Raw genomic sequence first — 16389 nt, forward strand, 5'->3', positions numbered from 1 at the left:
ATGGACCTTCTGACACTTCAGCCGAACACGTTGACCGTTGACCTCAAGCACCCGGCGACGGGCGAACCGCTTGGGGTCACGGTCGAGTTGCGCAGCCTTGAGAGCGACGAGGTGAAGGCGGTCGAGCGCAGCATCAAGAACCGTGCGCTGAAATCCGGTCGCAACGCCGTGTCGGCTGAGAAGATCGATGACAACACCGCTGCGCTGCTCTCGGCGGCAATCGTCTCGTGGACCTTCTCAGGTGATGCCAATCTCGGCGGCGACAAGAAGCCGGCATGCACCGACGCAAACAAGCGTAAGCTCCTCGCCGTCCCGGCCATCGCCAAACAGATCGACCAGGCTCTCGGAGACGAAGCAGCTTTTTTCGCCAGCTCGGCGAGCGCCTAAAGCTCGCCGTCGCCGTCACGGTCGAATTCGATACGCCCGGATACGAGCTTGATCGTGGCCGGGAAGGCAAGGACGTCGTCTCCAAACGAGAAATGTATGAGCGCTTCGGCCAAGAGGCGCTCATTCAGGAGCCGGATATCCCGGAAGAGGGCGAACACCTCTGGGATTGGTTCTGGCACCTCTCTGGGCGGCGTATGCAGGGCATGGACGGCCCGCTGGCGCTAACCTACCCGGAAATCAAGGCATGGTCGGAGATGACTGGAGAAATAATTCTGCGGGAAGAGGTGGCTGTCATCCTCTCTATGGATGACGGATATCTCGGGGCGCTGTCGAAGGAGCGGGCAGCGCAGCGGGGCGCAAACAAGCGGCCTTAAAACGCGAAACCCCACCTCGGGAGGTGGGGCTGTCAGCCAACTGGGCTTGTTATCGCGATAGATGGCTCGCCACCCGAGGGTGGACTTGAGGCGCTCCCCGGTCTCCCGGTAGCGCAAGCACGCTTGATATGGTCCCTTAAAGATGGTCCGTCAAGTGGTCTAGACCGAGAGCATGAAGCAAGGAAGTTTTCACTTTCTTAAGCTCTTCCTCTACGACGATGATTTGCAAGTATTTTCTCTTTCCAGAGGCATCTCGACCAGTGTACGGCAAGCTCAGTCGATCAAAGCAGACCGTCGCGAACATATCGGCCTTGGCCCATTTGAAGGTCCCTTGATACGGTGAGGGTGCTTCCATGGGCAGTTCGATTCGGCACTGATATTTGATTCCGGACTTCGCCGGGCTCGTGCTGAGCGGGACAATTGTGCAGAGTTTGTCGCGATACGGAAGCCGAGGTGAGACGACCAACGCCAACCGTTCCTTGACCATCTCTGGTGCTTTGAAACCTGTGGTGTAGTCGCAGATCACAACTGTGCCGACCTTGGGAGGATACTGCAGAGGCAAGGTCAGTCCTCAGGCGGCACGAAGCGGGTGAATTTGCCGTAATCCTCAGCGAACTTCCTCGCTTTCTGTCTTGTGTCTTCGTCTATCGACGGGTCGCGAGAGATATCTAGCATCAACTGATCCAGGCTATCGGCAAGTGCATTTAGCATCGCCGGCCCCTTGAAGTGCCTCATGCCCTCAGCATAGCGTTTTATATCTGCAATGGTCTCTTCGATCTTCGGTGGTTCGGGAAAAGCGAACTCCAGTGCATTCACGATTTCCGCGTTCATGCTTCGGTTGTTGGTAGCTGCTGAAGCCCTGATCCGATCACGCAGTCCGTCGGGCAGGCGGATTTGAAATCGCTCGGCAAGTTGGCTCGGGTACTTTTTCTCAGTCATAGGCGATGAATGCGACTTGCACGCAGAAAATCAATGGATGCAAGTTGACATCAAGTCGATTTGACCCTACTTTTCATGCGTGCAAGTTGCACCCATGGAAGGAGTGAGATGTACCCGAGCGACGAGATGCCCAAGCTGACGCTCCGCATACCAGCGGATTTGAAGCTCTGGCTGGAAAAGAAGGCGAAGCGTGAGAGCGCTTCTCAAAATACGCTGATAATTCAGGCTCTTCGGAAGAGCCAGGAAGCGACGGCGGGGAAATAGCTTTGGTCGGCAATCCCCGCCGTCAACATCAACAACCTGCCCGGCAAGGCAGGCGTTAATCACACCGGAAAGGTCGTTCCGATATGAATGAGCATCTGAATACCACGCAAATCGTTACCGTTCCACTCTCTGGCTCGCTAACCATGTCCAGCCGCGAAGTGGCGGAACTCACGGGAAAGCGCCACGATCACGTTATGCGGGATGCGCGCAAGATGCTGCTCGATCTCCATGGCGAAGAAGACCTCCCCAAATTTGGGGGCGTCTATGATGGAGGAAATGGTGAAACGCGTCCCTGCATTCACCTTCCGAAGCGGGAGTGCCTGATCCTCGTTTCGGGATACAGTGTCGAGCTTCGCGCTCGCATCATCGACCGTTGGATGGAACTGGAGGAAGGGGCGACACCCAAGGCCCTCGATTTCTCCGACCCCCGCGTCGTTCTCGGAGTCATCGGGCACCTACAGGGCGAGGTCGCCAAGAAGGACGAGATCATCGCGGAGCAGGGTGGTCGACTGAAAAGGCTGGACCGGCTCGAAGGTGCCAAAGGCAGCATGTGCATCACGGACGCGGCCAAGACGCTCGACGTCAAGCGGGACCATCTGTTTCAGTTCATGTCCAGCCGACGGTGGATTTACAAGCGCGCCGGCAACAAGAACTGGCTGGCCTACGATACAATTCGCCATGCCGGCTATCTGGAGCATGAGGATCACCTGTACATGGACAATGAGGGCAGGGAGCGCGTTGCCCCTCGCGTCCTCGTCACGGCCAAGGGTCTCGTGAAGCTCGCCGAGCTTCTTGAGCGCCCGCTGCACTGAGGGGAGGCAAGGCTATGCACCCCACTCTCATCAAAGCCGCGGCATCCGCTGACGCCGCAAGGAAGCGCATTGAGCGTGTCGCCGACCTGCTTGCGAAACTTATGCAGGACATCCACGGCGACGAATGGAAGGTCGATATCAGCCACGAATACCAGACGGAGATGGTTGTCATCATACCGCATCCCGGCCGTCGCCATCGAAAACCCGCGGCCCCGGCGCCGGAGGTAGCGTGATGAACAGGCGCACAGTTCTCAAGGGCGGTTTGGCCGTCGCTGTCGCCGGTCACGGCGCTGCCATGGCACCCGACCTTACGATGGGGCCGCCGGTCGAAGATCCGCGCGAGGTAATCAAGCGGCTTTCGTGGCAGATCGCCTCGCTCATGGATGAAGTCGCGGAATACGACATGGTCTCAATCCAGCCGAAGCGACGGCAGGAGAGGGCGGTTCACACCTACTACACGCTGTAGCGAACGAAGTGATTAGAAGCGGACACCGAGGCCAATGTTGGCCTCGGTCTTGTGAATGGGGTCCCATCCACCCGTCCGGAACCACCGGTGTTGTATTTCCGCGCGCAAGAAATAGCTGTCGATATTATACTCGGTCCCCAATCGGACTGAATAGTTGGTGAAGCTGTATCGGTCTTCGAGCAAAAGTTGGTAGCCGCCGGAATTGGTGTAAATTGAATTGAACTTGAATTTCGATCTCCCGATCGATGCCCCAACGTATGGCGTAAAGCGTCCCAGCGGTGCACCAACGTTTACACCCGCCGACGCCCCCAGATTTTCCTTCAATGTGTAGTGATATATCGCTGGTCGTATCCCGAAAAAGCCCGGAATATTTTCATCATACTGAGTCTGACGATTTGTCCCGACGTGAAGCCGTGCCTCAGGGCTGATTATCAAGCCGCCAGCTTGAAAACCATACCCAGCGAAACCACCAAGCATTGTTGATGATCGCTGTGGATTAGGACCGCCTCGCCAGCCCAACGCCTGATATGAGCCGAAGCTTCCGAAGCCGCCAATATATGCGCCGTCGGCAAAGGCCGGCGATGCGACCAGCGCAGCGACTACTGAGATAAGTGCTTTCATGAAGTCCCCCAACTCCTAGGGGCATCATGGAATCAATTTCTGCGGGAGTCGAGTCTCGCTACTTCGGGCACGCTTGCCGCATGATTGCAAAGGTCTCCGCGGCCGCCACTGAACTAAAGGACCCCTGCTTTCCTTCCACCCGGAATGGAACGTCATTACCTCCGGCGGCCTCGAAAACTGCGATAAGCTTAGCTGTCTCCTCAGAGGAGGCAGCAAGCCGGTTGCCCATGTTGGGGACAGGACCTGAGGAAAACGTCACTTCTTCTGTGCCATCAGCCGTTCGGAACTGAGCTTTGGCAGAATTATCGAACGACATTCGTCCGATCTGGAAGAATGAAACTAACGAGCCGCCGTTACCACAGGCTACAGCGAACAGGGCCTTATCGAACCCGTCCCCGTTCTCCGACATCATAGCGACAGGGAACACGGTCTTGTCGAACGTATCCTGTCGAAACTGAACTCCCCATCCTTCCTTAAGCTCCTGAGCGCTTGACGCTGACGCTGCGAGCAAGACTGACGCGATTATAGCGAAACGCATTTCCATCCTCCGTTGCAAGACGAGAGGACGATAACCTTTGCCGAAGGAAACGCAAATGGACGTCGCACGACTTGGTATTGAGGTTTCCAGCAACGGTGTAGGGCAGGCGGCGGGCGAATTGACGCGACTGACAAACGCCGCGCGCGTGGCTCAGCGCGCAGTTGCTGGGCTATCCGACATGCGGAACGCTTCCGCCGCCGCGCTCTCGGCAGCACGGGCCGCCCAGGGCCAGGCGTCGGCAACGCTCGCCGCTGCCAAGGCATCCGAGACTGCGACAAGAGCTGACATTGATGCGGCTCGCGCCTCATATAACAAGGCGAAGGCCGCAACGCTGGCCGCCAAGGCAGATCATGACCGCGTGAATGCGTCGTATGCCGTGGCCAAAGCGCAGCAGGTCGAGGCCAATGCAGCGATGAAGGCCGCACAAGCGTCGATGGCGGCGAATAACAATGTGAAACGCATGGGCGGCAGCATGTCGGGCTTGGCTGCGCAGTTTCAAGACGTCGGTGTTACAGCAGCCGGCGGTATGAACCCGATGTTGATCGCTCTTCAGCAGGGTACGCAGATCGCAGGGCAAATGGAAGCTGCTATGGAGGGTGGGGCGAAGGCGACTGCTGTTTTCGCTACCGCTTTCAAGTCTTTGCTGTCTCCCGTTTCACTCGCATCAATAGCCCTGACGGCGCTTGCCGCAGCCGGTTTACAGATGGTGAACTGGGCTAGTCTCGGCGCTTCTGCTGTGCGCGGTCTCGCGAACGTGCTTGTTACGATTGCTCCGTATGCAGCGACCGCCGCTGCCGGTCTGGCGCTCCTATATGCCCCAAGCATAATTCTAGGTATCATGAACGTCATAGCCTTGCTCGGCCGTATGGCCGTCGCCGCAGTCTCAGCGGGCATCGCCATTGCTGCAGCGAACCCACTCGGTGCGTTTGTACTTGGAGTGACCGCCGCTGTGGCAGCAATGAACATCTTTCGTGATGAGATCACGCAGATTTTCGGCCGTGATATCGTCGCGGACGTCAAGAACGCCGCGAATTTCGTCATTAATAGTTTCGAAGCAGCGTTTGAGGATCTCAAATTCCTTTGGAGTCAGTTCCCGAACATCATAGGGGCTGCGGCGGTAGGTGCGGCAAACGCAGCTATTCGTGCAATGGTCGGGCTGGTGCAGAGAGGGTTCGAACTCCTCGATAGCTTCCACGCCAAGATCAATTCTGTCCTCCCGTCTGGTATTCAGATTCCCGCTTTGGCTGGTACCTTCAGTGCGAGCGATTTCGCCTTGGACGACCCTTTCTCTTCGAAATTGGGTGGAGCTCTCACCGACAGGAACGCCAACATCGAGCGGATCATGGGGCAAGACCGGGTCGGCGAGTTTGGTGAAGGCATCGCCCGCGGTGCTTCGGCAGCATCCGGTAAGCTACAGGAACTTGCCAAATGGATGACCACCGTTGACGAAAAAAATAAGAAGTCCGGCGGCAAAACGGACGCCGAGAAGTACTCTGACATCGTGGACGGCGCCAACCGTCGGCTAGCCTCGCTCAAGGCTGAAGAACTCGCGCTGGGCATGACGGAGCAAGCGTCTCTGTCGCTGCGGTATGAGACCGACCTTCTGAATGAGGCGCAGCAAAAGGGCATTACCCTTACAGCAAAGCAGCGTGTCGAACTGAATAGCCTGGCAGGCCAGATGGCAGTTACAGAGATTGCGACGAAAAAGGCTAAAGAGGCGATGGAGTTCGCGAAGTCCACAGCGCTCGGCTTCGTCAATGACCTCCGCAATGGCCTGAAAAATGGCGAGGGCTTCTGGAAGTCGTTCGGCAATGCAGCGCTCAACGTCCTCGATCGCATCACCGACAAACTGCTTGGCGACGTGATGGACGCCATCTTCAAGGTCGGCAACGCTGGCGGCGGAAGTGGTGGTCTTCTCGGAACCATCTTCGGCGGATTGTTCGGCGGGAGCTCGCAGTTCGGTATCGCGTCTGCCGGTGGTATCGGCCTCTATGCGGACGGCACAGCCTCGGCACGTGCCGGTCTGGCCATGGTCGGTGAGGAAGGGCCGGAACTCGTCCGCTTCAAGGGCGGTGAGAAGGTCATCCCGAACCATCAGCTGCGCGGGGTGAACGACAACGGTCGCAGCGGGCAGGGGATCAGCGTCAGCGCTCCGGTCGAGATCAAGATCGACGCCACTGGCGCGGACGCGGCGGGCCTGGCGCGAGTAGAACGGCAGTTGGCCTCACTCAAGGCGGATCTTCCGAACCAGATCGTTTCGACAGTGCAGAATGCGCAGAAGCGGCGGGGCCTCTGATGGCAATCACCTTTCCGCGGCCTATCCCTGACGTGGGGTATGTCACCTGCGACCTCATGCTGAGGGACAGCGTCACTGCCTCGCCGTCGGGCGGCGGCCTGATCAATTACACACAGGTCGCCGCACCGGCATGGGAGGTCACCCTCGAAACTCGCCCGCTGGATTACGACGAGTATTCCGCGGTCGAGGCGTGGTGGCTTTCCCTGCGTGGCGGCCTCCGGTCGGTCCTCTTTCGCCAACCGCACAAAGGGTACCCGGTTGCGCATCGTGAGAACAATGCCCCGGCCGACGATCCGGGCAGTCTCGTGAGCGTTGCCGATGGCAATGTCTTGTCGGTGAACAGTGTCGACGCCGGCCTTGTGCTGGCGCCCGGCGATCGTATCGGCCTCGAGCGGTCCGGCCGCTACTACGTCGGCCGGGTCACGGAAGCCTCAGGCTCCGTTACGACGCGCACGATTACTGTCGAGCCGCCGCCATTCGCCACGGTTGCACAGGTCGGCGCCGTGGTGCGCTTCGCCAAGCCGGCCATTCTGATGCGTCCCGTGCCGGACAGCTTTCAGGCGCCCCGCAACGGGCGGTTCTACACGGTGTCCTTCAAGCTGGTGGAGAGCGCCTGATGCTCTCGAATGACGTCAAAGACCTCTACGACGCCGGCCGGATCTCCACGCGGCAGATGATCCGGCTGGAATTCGGCACGGGCACATATGGCTTTATCGCCGACAAGGACGCCATGACCTATGCTGGCCTGACCTATCAGCCGTTCGGCCTGATCGAGGTTTCGGACCTCGGCGGAGGGCTCGGGACCTCGGCGGATGGCAACTTCACGCTGCGCCTGGCGGAAAGCAGAGACTTCGGTCTCACGCCGGAGATGCTGACCGAGATCGAGAACGAAGACTATCGCGATCGGCCGGTGCGCGTGATGGATGCGCACTTCCATCCGGATACGGGTGCCCTGCTTCAGGTCGAGACCGTCGCGCGCGGCTATGTCGACACGGTCCCGCACTATTTTGGGCCGGACGGCGGCGCCTATATTGAGGCGGCGTGCGAGGGCCGGCAGCTCGACTACAGCCGGAAGAACGGCCGCTATCGGTCGATCGCTGATCAGAAGCGCCGCGATCCCGGCGACAGGTTCTTTGAACATGCAGCGACGGCAGGCCGTGTGGAATTGATCTGGGGCCGTGCCGGGCCTTCCAGCGCGCAGCCTTCGCCCAATCGCGCGAAGACGTTAGGCGCTGGCGTACTCGGCTTCCTTGGATTGAACAGGTAGGCATCATGCGACATCCAGACTGGTTGAACCGCCTCAACAGGGTTGTGGCGAATCATCAGGCATTGCCTGCGCAGTACGGTCTTTCCGACTGCTATATCATCGCCGACGACGCAGTTGAGGCCGTGACTGGCAAGACGATGCATGGCGCGGCCGCCCGCCGCTACAAGACGCCGGCCGGCGCCGGCAAGCAACTGCGCAAACGTGGCTTCGAAACCGTTCGCGATGCCTTCGCGGCTCGCTTTGCCGAGATCCCCGTGTTGATGGCCCAGCGCGGCGATATCGGCGTCTACGACAACAATGGTGAGATCTCCGGCGGCGTTTTCACGGCCGTCGGCTTCATGACACGCGGCACGCAGGAAATCGTCTTCCTGCCGCCGACCGCTGTGCTCGCAGCATTCCGGGTGGAATAATGGGTTTTCTCGCTCCAGTCATTGGCGCCATCGGGTCGTTCTTCGGCGGCCTCGGCATTGTCGGAAAGCTGGTGCTTGGCATCGGCCTCCAGTTGATCAGTGCCAAGCTCCAGAAGAACCGCGCGAAGAAGGCGGAACGGCAGGCCGGCGGCGTCCAGTTCGAGCTTCAGTATGGCGAGAATGTCTCACGGCAGGTTGCCTGCGGCCTCGTTGGGATGGCCGGTCACGACTGCTACGCCAACTCCTATGGCGATGCGAATAAGCGCCTGCAGCAGGTCTATGCCTTCTCGGACTTCCCATGCGACGGCCTCTCGCGCATCTGGGCCGGCGGAAAGCTCCTTCCGCTGACGCACCAGGGCGGCGGCTATTACACAGTGAACAGCGGCGATTATGCCGGGTTGTTGGCCTTCCGGTTCTATGACGGTACGCAGTCGGCGGCCGACGCGACCTTGATCAGCGGCTCGAACCCATTCGGCCGTTGGACTGCGAGCCATGTCGGCACGGGCATCTGCTACATCGTCGCCTACCTGACCTATGATCAGGAGCGTCTTGCCCAGCCGCCGCAGTTCTTCTTCGAGATCCGCGGTGCGCGCCTCTACGACTTCCGAAAGGATTCCACCGCCGGCGGCGTCGGCCCGCATCGGTGGGGCAATTACGCGACCTACGAGTGGACCGAAAACCCAGTCGTGATGGATTACAATTATCGCCGGGGCTTCGCGATCAACGGCGATATGTTCCTCGGCATGGGCATGTCGCCGGTCGATCTGCCCGTTGATCGCTATGCCATCGCGGCCAATATCTGCGACGAGACGACGAGCTACGGCAAACGCTACCGCTGCTCGGTCATCTTCGATGCGGATCTAGAGCACGGCGACAACATCGATGCTGTCATGCAGTCTTGCGGCGGTATAGTCGTTGACAGCGTGGACGGCTCCTGGCCGCTGATCGGCACGGACCAGCCTATCATCGAGACGATCACCGACGAGGATCTGATCAGCACCGAGCCGGTGCGCTTCCAGAAGTTCAAGTCGCAGGCCGATATTGTGAACTCGGTTCAGGGCACCTATCCGGAACCGGCGAATATGTGGTCTCCGGTCGGCTACGACACGCAGACGAATTCGTCACAGGTCGGGCTCGATCGGCGAACGCGGGATTTCAAGCTCGACTTCCCGACCGTGCCCTACAAGGCGCAGGCCAACCAACTGGCGGCGATCTACTACAAGGAGAACCGGTACGAGGCGACGGCAGAGATTGTCGTGCGGCCTCGTTTCCAGACGATCAAGGCCGGCGACTGGATCCGGTGGAACTCGGCGCGCTATGGCGACCGCGTTTACATGGTCGCCAGCCGCTCCATCAAGGCGCTGACCAGCGACGGCCCGCGCAACGTCGTCCTCTCGCTCGTCGAGCGCAACGGCGCGATCTATGACAGCGTCGGTGTCCTGCCGCCCGAGATCCCGTTCCCGCCCGGTGAGCCGGAATATGCCAACGAGCTGCCGGACTATGCCGTCATTCCGGTGAAGGCCATCGGCGCGGACGGCCGCAGCTATGCCGCGTTTCGGATATCGTGGTCGACGATCGTGGACCCAACTGTCACGGCCATTGAATTCCAGTGGCGTATCAAGACAGAGCCGACGAACATTTTCACCCGCACGGTTCAGGCGGATTCGCTTATCGCTTTCATTCAGGAAGGTATCCTGAGCCTGACGGAATACGAATTCCGCTATCGGGTGATCGTCGATGGCCGCCCGGCGCCCGGTTTCGTCGACTGGATCAGTATTACCTCGATCGACGGCGGTAATGCCGACCTTGAGGTTGGCCTTTCCAACCTGAAGAAAGATGTCATCGACCGGTTCAAGGATCTCCAGCAGGGCCTTGACGATACCCGGCCGCTGCTTGAGCAGATCCTGACCAACCAGCAGCTTCACGGCGCGGTATCGGAAAGCGCGCGCCGGCGCCTGGCGGTCGAAGTTGGGCGCAATCGCGCAGCATTCGACGAACAGATTGTCGTCGTCGCCGGCGAACTTGAGGCGCTGGCCGAGCAGATCACCGATGTCACTGTGGCGGTCGATGACCGCTTCGCCCAAGGTCGTATTCGCTTCACGGCCGCCGCCGACCAGGCCGGCGCGCTCGCTCGCTTCTCGGTGCAGCTGCGCGTGTCGGAAGGCGATGTCTGGAATGATTCCGGCTTCTATCTCCAGATCGTCGACGCCGGCGGGGTTATCCAGTCGGAATTCGCTGTCATGGCTGACCGGTTCGTTGTGCTCAACCCCGGCGACCTCAACAGCAACTTCCTGCCGCTCGTGTTCGAGGGCGGGGAACTCAAGCTTCAGATCGCGAATATCGGCCTGGTGCGGTCCGGGCGCCTGCTTTCGCAGAACAACAAGGTCGATTTCGATCTGAACAACGGACGATTGATCTTCAAATCATGACCCAGACGCTCATTGGCTTCGACTATGCCGGCGTGCCCTGCGTGAAGATCACCAAGGGCGACATCGATCCAGCAAACGAGCCCGACGGCAATGTCGGGTCCTTCCTCTACAATTCGAAATGGGCGAAGGATTACAAGATTGCAGGTATCGACCTTATTCCGCAGGTTGGTTCCACAACCTTCTACCCATCCGGAGCGGGGCTCAGCAATTACACGAAATATGCCATCCGCAACACGAGCGCGAAGGCCGACACACAGCAAACGTACTTCCGGTCTGGCCACTTCCCGGATCTGAACTACGCCATCCCCCTCGTCGACATAAAGGCTCGACGAATTACCAATGACCGGTTCGTGTCGGGGCAGCTCCAGCGACTTATCTACGGTCCCGAGCTGAGTGGCGCGCGACGAAACGGTGTGTGGTATCAACCCGCCGAGACCCTTTTCGGCTGGGGAACCGGGATGACGGTTTACTATCCGTCGTCCACCGGTTCCATATCGTCCGGCACGGTGATCAACAGCACGTTCAGGAACGATGACGACACGCCGGACGGCGAATCCTTCTACTACAATCTGTCTCTTTGGGATCTGCCCGGAAACAATGTGCCGATAACCGACGGGGCGCCCGTCGTGCCGATCGCCGACGCGACGGTTATCCAGATCGACAACGCCGGCGCGCGCGTCGCTAAGCCCGGCTTTGACCTGAACAATATAACGAGGCCGTCGCAGCTGGCGTTTGATTCCGCGCGAAGCCCGACGAAGATCATCGGATCAGGGGATATCGCCTGCCCGGTTGGGGTGACGAACTACGATATCGGCGTGACGATCCCGCCGAATGCGCAGGCCGACGTTCACTTCTACTCCGGCTCGACGATCGCCTATCCCATGAACCCGACAGGCACGACGGACCAGTTGTTCGGCGCGGAGTACTGGTTTCAGGGGAGTCTTATACGCTTCAACAATCCGAACTCCGCCTGCCGCGCGCGCTTCGTCATCTATGCCAACAGCACCCAGGCTGTCAGTAGCGGCAACAATGACGTGCTCCGTCAATTCGAGGAGAACGGGGAAAACGTCGTGCAACTGTTGCGGCCGGGAGCGGCAGACCCGCCAAGGTTTGCCGATATCGTCGTCGATAGCCGTTGGCCATGCATCCAGATCCTGGCGGAGGGCTATATCCCTGTCGGGACCGGCATTCTGACACACACCGTCAACTTCAATGCGGCCGGCTGCTTCCCGATGGTGAAGTACACCACGGTTCATGGAGCCGGGTCTTTCGGGCAGAATATCGGGGCCGGCAATGTGGAGAGCTGGAGCGCTCGCGCAAGGGTGCCGTTCTTCTCTCGATGCGCCGTTCGCAATGGGGCGTCGTGGGAGGGCAACATCTGCGGCAACGCCACTTGGTGCACTCTGACGCAGAGTCAGGCGGTTTTCAGGACCTACCGGGGGCAGCCGCTGCGGCTGGAGTACTTCACCGCCACTCAGTACGCCAACCGAAACCCGGATGTCCTGTACGACACCAACCCGGTGGTTGGCATCCGCTACTACATTCTTGGCATTCCGGCCTGACGGCCAACCTAGCTAGGGGAACCCCTCCACATGACAGCACTCCATTACTCGGCGGGGACCGTGTCCCTGACGGCCGGCAGCGCCGTGGTTACGGGCATCGATACGGCATGGGCCATCGCACTGCTCAAGGGCGGCGAGATCTTCGTCCAGGCGCCCGGCAACCCGCTGCCCATTGAGACGATCGACAGCGATACGCAGATTACCGCTGCGCTCGTCTGGACCGGCGAGACGGGCGTCTATGAATACGTGCTGCGCGTCGCCACGACCTACGACCAGCAGATTGCGAAGAATGCAGAGGTGTTCGCGCAGCTGCGCGCCGAGATCGAGGCGGGCACAATCTGGAAGTTCGATGTTTCCGGCGTGCTTGCCGATCGCGACACATACGATACCCGGCCAAGGCATTTCAGTTTCCTCGAATTCGACGATCCGAACGCGTGGCTCTGGGTGAAGGCTTCCAATGCCGAGGGGGATTGGGCTGGGCCGTTTGCTTACGGCGTTGGTCCAGAAGGTCAGCCACCTTCTCTTTCATTCTCACCCATCGCGACCGGGGCACCGGGCACGCCGGCTTCCTTGATTGTTACGGGATCTGGTCCATACAATCTGGCCTTCACGATCCCGGCCGGCCTGACGGGGCTTCGCTGGCGTGGGGCGTATAATGCCGGCACGTCCTATCTTGAGCGCGATGGCGTTCGCGATAACGGCTCGACATGGATCGCGCTTCAGGACACGCTCGGCAACGCGCCGCCGGTCCTGCCGGCGACATCGAATGCCTTCTGGGAGCTTGTGGCCGCCAAGGGCCTCGACGGGACGGGAACCGGTGATGTCGTCGGCCCGGCCGGCGCGCTCAATGGACGGCCTGCGGTCTTCGACGGGACGTCCGGAAAGCTACTTCGGGAAGGCCCGATACCATTCAGCGGTGCTTATGCCGATCTCTCCGGCAAGCCGACCCTCGGCGCCGCGGCCGCTATGAACGTCGGGTCAACTGCCGGCACGGTCGCGGCCGGCGATGATCCTCGCTTCACGTCCGGTGGCAACACCCGCAACGAAGCCCTTTTGGCGCTTGAGATCGCAGACCTGAAGGGAAGCAGGCTTGGCATGATCGGCGGAGTTGCCGATGCGTTTGATGACGAGACGGGCGTGGATACCGTCGGGTCGGTCAATGCTGCGTATGATGCGGCGAATGACTGGTACATGCCAGTGGCGCCGGCTGCGCAGACCGATGGCAACGGCAGTTCCACGACGGGCGCGTCGCTCTTCACCTTGATATCGCGCGTATTCGCCCTGCGGAACGGCGAGAAAATGGTGTCCATCGGCGTCCAGACGAACGTCGCAAACGACGTAACCGTCAAGATCGTGCAGCGGAATTCCGCGACGAACTACACAGTCCTTCAGTCTCACACCTTTGCGCACCCGGGCGGTGGCTGGTTCGACTTCCTCCTGCCGGTGCCATTTGATGTTCCCGCATCCGGCACGTTTCATGTGGGTGCCGTTCAGATTGCGGGACAGACGATCCTCACGCGGTCGGCAGCTCGCGCATATCTGGCAGGGGATGCTCCCGTTGGACCCGCGACATCAGGTTGGACGGAAGACAGTTCGGGCGCCCGCCCGATGCGCGCATCGTACCTGCCGACGAACATGAGCCTCAAATCGGTGTCCTATACGGCGCAGGTTGCGCCAACCAAGGGCCGCCTGTCGTTGCAGATCGCATCAGGTGCACCGACGATCAATGTCGATCTGCTGGCGGACATCTCGCGCGACGGCGGCATCACCTGGACGACGGCCAATCTCGCCTTGGCCTCGTCCTTCTTGGGGATCGACATGTTTGAGGCGCAGAACATCGACATCTCCGCGCAGCCATCGGGGACCGCGATGCAATGGCGCGTGAGAACCCAGAACAACAAGCCGATCGCCGTATCCGGCGTCGTCATGCAGTGGAGCTGAGACATGGCACCGAAAACATGGGGTAACGTCGTCGCCGAAGGCTACGTGCCGCCGGAGATTTCCCGGCGCCAGTTTTTTCAGGAACTCGCAAACCGCGAGATGATCACAAAAGAAGAGGCGCTGGCGGCGATAACCGTCGGTACGCTGCCGGGAGCCTTCGATGTCCTGGTGTCGGCGATCCTCGACGAGGATATCGAGTGGCAGGCTCGAATGCTTCTGGCCGGGGCGACATCGTTCATGCGGGCAAACTGGTTCGTCGACTATTTCGCTGTCATGCAGGGGCTCACGCCGACCTATATGGATGGTTTCTGGCAATCTGCGGCGCTGATTTAATCACGCGGACGGCGAACGCCTTCACTGATTTCGGCCAAAAGGCCGACAATGATGCAAACAAACATCACGTAGAGGCCTCGGTCGATATGTTCAGCCGCGGTGCCTTTCCCCAGATAACGCGGAATCGCCCCCGCTGGCGAAATTTCCATCGCTACGAGCATAGCCGTTAGAAACCTGGCACCTCCTGCAACTAGGCCCAATATCGCGACTACTTTCGCAACTTTCGTGAAAAACATGTGCAGACCTCTTCGCTTGCAATGGAAGATGAAGAGCAATGCATAACGCTCTCTCGCTTCAAGGTCGCTAGCGGAGGGCGCACAACTTACCAAAAAGAGGACATCCCCATGGACAGAACCGTACCGAAAGGCGCGGCGCTTTCGCTTGCTCTGCTGGAGCGAGCTTACGGCCGAGCCTTCACAAATGCCCAGCGCGCCAATGCGCAGAGCGTGATCGATGCTCTCAACCAGTACGGCGAGCGCTTCGGCCTTCTCCAGCCGCATCGTCTCGCGCAGTTCCTCGCGCAGCTCATGCACGAGAGCGGCGGCTTCAAGTACGATCGCGAGATCTGGGGCCCGACGCCGGCACAGAAGCGCTACGAGGGCCGCAAGGATCTCGGCAACGTCCAGAAGGGCGACGGCTCCCGCTTCCGTGGACGTGGGCCGATTCAGGTCACGGGCCGCAACAACTACCGCGCCTTCACCAAGTGGGCCAAAAAGATCGATGCCGCCGCGCCGAACTTCGAGAGCGCACCGGACAAGCTCACAACCGACCATTGGGAGGGGCTTTCGCCGATCTGGTATTGGGACGAGGGCAACCCCGACAAGAAGAGCCTGAACCGTCTTGCCGACCGGGGCGATATTGAGAACATCACGCAGAAGATCAACGGCGGGCTGAACGGCTACGACGACCGGCTCCGCTACTATGATCGGGTGGCACTGGCGCTGCTCGGCTATGCCGTGAACGAAATGCCGCGCTTCCAGGCCGACGCCGGCCTCAAGGACCGTTCCGGCACGTCGGGCCCACTGACCCGCGCCGCTCTGCATAAGGCGCTCCTCAAGCAGACTGCCGCACATCGCCTGTCCGATGACGTCGCCACGGCCCCAGTCGTGGAAGAGGTCGAGGTCGGCGTGCCGGTCGAAGTCGACAAGCCCGTTGTCCCCGAATCCGTCGAGGAGAAGGTCAAGGAAAAGTCGAACTGGCTGACCTGGCTGACGGGCGGCGGCGGTCTTGGCACCATCGGCCTTGGCTGGCTGTCGGGAATGGATTGGCAGGCCATCCTCGCCGGCGGCGTGGTTCTCGTCGTCGTGCTCCTGCTCTTCCTCCTGCTGCGCAGCCAGATCATTGCCGCCGTCCGACAGATCAAGGCTGAGGTCGGCTCGTGATCGACTGGCCGAAGACCATCCTTGGCGCGGCGACGGCCGGCGCCCTCATCTGGCTCTATGCCGAGATCCGCAACCAGGGCGCCGATAGCGTGCGCACCTCCATCGAAAGGCAGAACAATGACGCACGGAACGCGGCTGACGATGCTCGGAGCGCTTATGACCGGTGCCTTGACGGCGGCGGGTTGTGGAACTTCGGCGCCGGCCGATGCGACGGGCCTGCGCCGCGTCGTGGGGACTGACCTCGTCGGCGCCCGTGGCGCGACGCCGGCGGATCAACGCAAGATCGATCGCACCGTTGTAGGCCTTTGCGCCGGCGGGGTGTGGAGCGTAGGCGAATGCCGGCGGCATGGTGAAGCGGGGCAGTGATG

General features: G+C 60.3%; 20 protein-coding genes. 16 read left to right on the forward strand and 4 right to left on the reverse strand.

Going from position 1 to position 16389, the window contains the following annotated elements; all coding sequences use genetic code 11:
• A complete protein-coding gene (locus tag B5M41_RS20600) occupies nucleotides 1-387 on the forward strand; it encodes a hypothetical protein (RefSeq protein WP_134650901.1) in 387 nt (128 codons plus the stop codon).
• A gap of 92 nt (nucleotides 388-479) precedes the next feature.
• The gene (locus tag B5M41_RS20605) at nucleotides 480-761 is read left to right on the forward strand and encodes a phage tail assembly chaperone (protein WP_134650902.1); all 282 of its coding nucleotides are present in this window, start codon (nucleotides 480-482) and stop codon (nucleotides 759-761) included.
• A 136-nt stretch (nucleotides 762-897) separates the two neighbouring features.
• Here the strand turns inward: B5M41_RS20605 and B5M41_RS20610 are convergent, their stop codons facing one another.
• Nucleotides 898-1323 (reverse strand): type II toxin-antitoxin system PemK/MazF family toxin, encoded by a 426-nt coding sequence (locus B5M41_RS20610; protein ID WP_167719327.1) that lies wholly within the window; start codon nucleotides 1321-1323, stop codon nucleotides 898-900.
• Nucleotides 1324-1325: 2 nt separating this feature from the next.
• The gene (locus B5M41_RS20615; RefSeq protein WP_134650904.1) at nucleotides 1326-1700 is read right to left on the reverse strand and encodes an Arc family DNA-binding protein; all 375 of its coding nucleotides are present in this window, start codon (nucleotides 1698-1700) and stop codon (nucleotides 1326-1328) included.
• Nucleotides 1701-2047: 347 nt separating this feature from the next.
• Between B5M41_RS20615 and B5M41_RS20620 the strand changes: the two genes are divergently transcribed.
• The 3 genes from B5M41_RS20620 to B5M41_RS20630 are packed head-to-tail and all read left to right on the forward strand — an operon-like array spanning nucleotide 2048 to nucleotide 3242.
• Nucleotides 2048-2776 carry a Rha family transcriptional regulator gene (locus B5M41_RS20620; RefSeq protein WP_134650905.1) on the forward strand — a complete coding sequence of 243 codons (729 nt, stop codon included), beginning with the start codon at nucleotides 2048-2050 and terminating at the stop codon, nucleotides 2774-2776.
• 14 nt (nucleotides 2777-2790) lie between these two features.
• Entirely contained in the window at nucleotides 2791-3009 is a 219-nt protein-coding gene (locus B5M41_RS20625; protein ID WP_134650906.1) for a hypothetical protein, read from the forward strand.
• Nucleotides 3009-3242: a hypothetical protein gene (locus tag B5M41_RS20630; RefSeq protein ID WP_134650907.1), complete on the forward strand. Its 234-nt coding sequence runs from the start codon at nucleotides 3009-3011 to the stop codon at nucleotides 3240-3242. The genes B5M41_RS20625 and B5M41_RS20630 overlap by 1 nt, the downstream gene beginning before the upstream one ends.
• A gap of 12 nt (nucleotides 3243-3254) precedes the next feature.
• On the opposite strand, the gene B5M41_RS20635 is transcribed toward B5M41_RS20630, so the two are convergent.
• The gene (locus B5M41_RS20635; protein WP_134650908.1) at nucleotides 3255-3863 is read right to left on the reverse strand and encodes an outer membrane protein; all 609 of its coding nucleotides are present in this window, start codon (nucleotides 3861-3863) and stop codon (nucleotides 3255-3257) included.
• A 593-nt stretch (nucleotides 3864-4456) separates the two neighbouring features.
• Between B5M41_RS20635 and B5M41_RS20640 the strand changes: the two genes are divergently transcribed.
• The 8 genes from B5M41_RS20640 to B5M41_RS20675 are packed head-to-tail and all read left to right on the forward strand — an operon-like array spanning nucleotide 4457 to nucleotide 14639.
• Nucleotides 4457-6697, forward strand: coding sequence for a phage tail length tape measure family protein (locus B5M41_RS20640; protein WP_230640254.1), 2241 nt, complete (start codon nucleotides 4457-4459; stop codon nucleotides 6695-6697).
• The gene (locus B5M41_RS20645) at nucleotides 6697-7314 is read left to right on the forward strand and encodes a hypothetical protein (RefSeq protein ID WP_134650909.1); all 618 of its coding nucleotides are present in this window, start codon (nucleotides 6697-6699) and stop codon (nucleotides 7312-7314) included. The genes B5M41_RS20640 and B5M41_RS20645 overlap by 1 nt, the downstream gene beginning before the upstream one ends.
• Nucleotides 7314-7964 carry a DUF2163 domain-containing protein gene (locus tag B5M41_RS20650; protein WP_230640256.1) on the forward strand — a complete coding sequence of 217 codons (651 nt, stop codon included), beginning with the start codon at nucleotides 7314-7316 and terminating at the stop codon, nucleotides 7962-7964. The genes B5M41_RS20645 and B5M41_RS20650 overlap by 1 nt, the downstream gene beginning before the upstream one ends.
• A 5-nt stretch (nucleotides 7965-7969) precedes the next feature.
• Nucleotides 7970-8374 carry a DUF6950 family protein gene (locus B5M41_RS20655; RefSeq protein WP_134650910.1) on the forward strand — a complete coding sequence of 135 codons (405 nt, stop codon included), beginning with the start codon at nucleotides 7970-7972 and terminating at the stop codon, nucleotides 8372-8374.
• A complete protein-coding gene (locus B5M41_RS20660) occupies nucleotides 8374-10803 on the forward strand; it encodes a phage tail protein (protein ID WP_134650911.1) in 2430 nt (809 codons plus the stop codon). Before B5M41_RS20655 ends, B5M41_RS20660 begins: the two co-directional genes overlap by 1 nt.
• On the forward strand, nucleotides 10800-12365 hold the full coding sequence (locus tag B5M41_RS20665) for a hypothetical protein (RefSeq protein WP_134650912.1): 1566 nt from the start codon (nucleotides 10800-10802) through the stop codon (nucleotides 12363-12365). Before B5M41_RS20660 ends, B5M41_RS20665 begins: the two co-directional genes overlap by 4 nt.
• A 30-nt stretch (nucleotides 12366-12395) precedes the next feature.
• Nucleotides 12396-14306 (forward strand): hypothetical protein, encoded by a 1911-nt coding sequence (locus B5M41_RS20670; protein ID WP_134650913.1) that lies wholly within the window; start codon nucleotides 12396-12398, stop codon nucleotides 14304-14306.
• Between the two features lie 3 nt (nucleotides 14307-14309).
• Nucleotides 14310-14639 carry a hypothetical protein gene (locus B5M41_RS20675; protein ID WP_134650914.1) on the forward strand — a complete coding sequence of 110 codons (330 nt, stop codon included), beginning with the start codon at nucleotides 14310-14312 and terminating at the stop codon, nucleotides 14637-14639.
• Here the strand turns inward: B5M41_RS20675 and B5M41_RS20680 are convergent.
• Nucleotides 14636-14875 (reverse strand): hypothetical protein, encoded by a 240-nt coding sequence (locus tag B5M41_RS20680; protein ID WP_134650915.1) that lies wholly within the window; start codon nucleotides 14873-14875, stop codon nucleotides 14636-14638. The two genes, B5M41_RS20675 and B5M41_RS20680, sit on opposite strands and share 4 nt — an antisense overlap.
• A 108-nt stretch (nucleotides 14876-14983) precedes the next feature.
• Here B5M41_RS20680 and B5M41_RS20685 point away from each other — a divergent pair, with 108 nt between their 5' ends.
• The 3 genes from B5M41_RS20685 to B5M41_RS20695 are packed head-to-tail and all read left to right on the forward strand — an operon-like array spanning nucleotide 14984 to nucleotide 16387.
• Nucleotides 14984-16021 carry a glycoside hydrolase family 19 protein gene (locus B5M41_RS20685; protein ID WP_230640258.1) on the forward strand — a complete coding sequence of 346 codons (1038 nt, stop codon included), beginning with the start codon at nucleotides 14984-14986 and terminating at the stop codon, nucleotides 16019-16021.
• Nucleotides 16018-16260 (forward strand): hypothetical protein, encoded by a 243-nt coding sequence (locus B5M41_RS20690; RefSeq protein WP_134650916.1) that lies wholly within the window; start codon nucleotides 16018-16020, stop codon nucleotides 16258-16260. Before B5M41_RS20685 ends, B5M41_RS20690 begins: the two co-directional genes overlap by 4 nt.
• Nucleotides 16163-16387 carry a hypothetical protein gene (locus B5M41_RS20695; RefSeq protein WP_134650962.1) on the forward strand — a complete coding sequence of 75 codons (225 nt, stop codon included), beginning with the start codon at nucleotides 16163-16165 and terminating at the stop codon, nucleotides 16385-16387. Before B5M41_RS20690 ends, B5M41_RS20695 begins: the two co-directional genes overlap by 98 nt.
• Nucleotides 16388-16389: the final 2 nt, after the last annotated feature.

The organism is Shinella sumterensis (assembly GCF_004514425.2).
In the GTDB taxonomy this organism is placed as follows: domain Bacteria; phylum Pseudomonadota; class Alphaproteobacteria; order Rhizobiales; family Rhizobiaceae; genus Shinella; species Shinella sumterensis.

Bases quoted from the DNA above. Each gene is read 5' to 3' on its own strand.
- B5M41_RS20600 (WP_134650901.1), top strand. From the start codon at position 1: ATGGACCTTCTGACACTTCAGCCGAACACGTTGACCGTTGACCTCAAG.
- B5M41_RS20605 (WP_134650902.1), top strand. From the start codon at position 480: ATGTATGAGCGCTTCGGCCAAGAGGCGCTCATTCAGGAGCCGGATATC.
- B5M41_RS20615 (WP_134650904.1), bottom strand. From the start codon at position 1,700: ATGACTGAGAAAAAGTACCCGAGCCAACTTGCCGAGCGATTTCAAATC.
- B5M41_RS20620 (WP_134650905.1), top strand. From the start codon at position 2,048: ATGAATGAGCATCTGAATACCACGCAAATCGTTACCGTTCCACTCTCT.
- B5M41_RS20625 (WP_134650906.1), top strand. From the start codon at position 2,791: ATGCACCCCACTCTCATCAAAGCCGCGGCATCCGCTGACGCCGCAAGG.
- B5M41_RS20630 (WP_134650907.1), top strand. From the start codon at position 3,009: ATGAACAGGCGCACAGTTCTCAAGGGCGGTTTGGCCGTCGCTGTCGCC.
- B5M41_RS20635 (WP_134650908.1), bottom strand. From the start codon at position 3,863: ATGAAAGCACTTATCTCAGTAGTCGCTGCGCTGGTCGCATCGCCGGCC.
- B5M41_RS20640 (WP_230640254.1), top strand. From the start codon at position 4,457: ATGGACGTCGCACGACTTGGTATTGAGGTTTCCAGCAACGGTGTAGGG.
- B5M41_RS20645 (WP_134650909.1), top strand. From the start codon at position 6,697: ATGGCAATCACCTTTCCGCGGCCTATCCCTGACGTGGGGTATGTCACC.
- B5M41_RS20650 (WP_230640256.1), top strand. From the start codon at position 7,314: ATGCTCTCGAATGACGTCAAAGACCTCTACGACGCCGGCCGGATCTCC.
- B5M41_RS20655 (WP_134650910.1), top strand. From the start codon at position 7,970: ATGCGACATCCAGACTGGTTGAACCGCCTCAACAGGGTTGTGGCGAAT.
- B5M41_RS20660 (WP_134650911.1), top strand. From the start codon at position 8,374: ATGGGTTTTCTCGCTCCAGTCATTGGCGCCATCGGGTCGTTCTTCGGC.
- B5M41_RS20665 (WP_134650912.1), top strand. From the start codon at position 10,800: ATGACCCAGACGCTCATTGGCTTCGACTATGCCGGCGTGCCCTGCGTG.
- B5M41_RS20670 (WP_134650913.1), top strand. From the start codon at position 12,396: ATGACAGCACTCCATTACTCGGCGGGGACCGTGTCCCTGACGGCCGGC.
- B5M41_RS20675 (WP_134650914.1), top strand. From the start codon at position 14,310: ATGGCACCGAAAACATGGGGTAACGTCGTCGCCGAAGGCTACGTGCCG.
- B5M41_RS20680 (WP_134650915.1), bottom strand. From the start codon at position 14,875: ATGTTTTTCACGAAAGTTGCGAAAGTAGTCGCGATATTGGGCCTAGTT.
- B5M41_RS20685 (WP_230640258.1), top strand. From the start codon at position 14,984: ATGGACAGAACCGTACCGAAAGGCGCGGCGCTTTCGCTTGCTCTGCTG.
- B5M41_RS20695 (WP_134650962.1), top strand. From the start codon at position 16,163: ATGCTCGGAGCGCTTATGACCGGTGCCTTGACGGCGGCGGGTTGTGGA.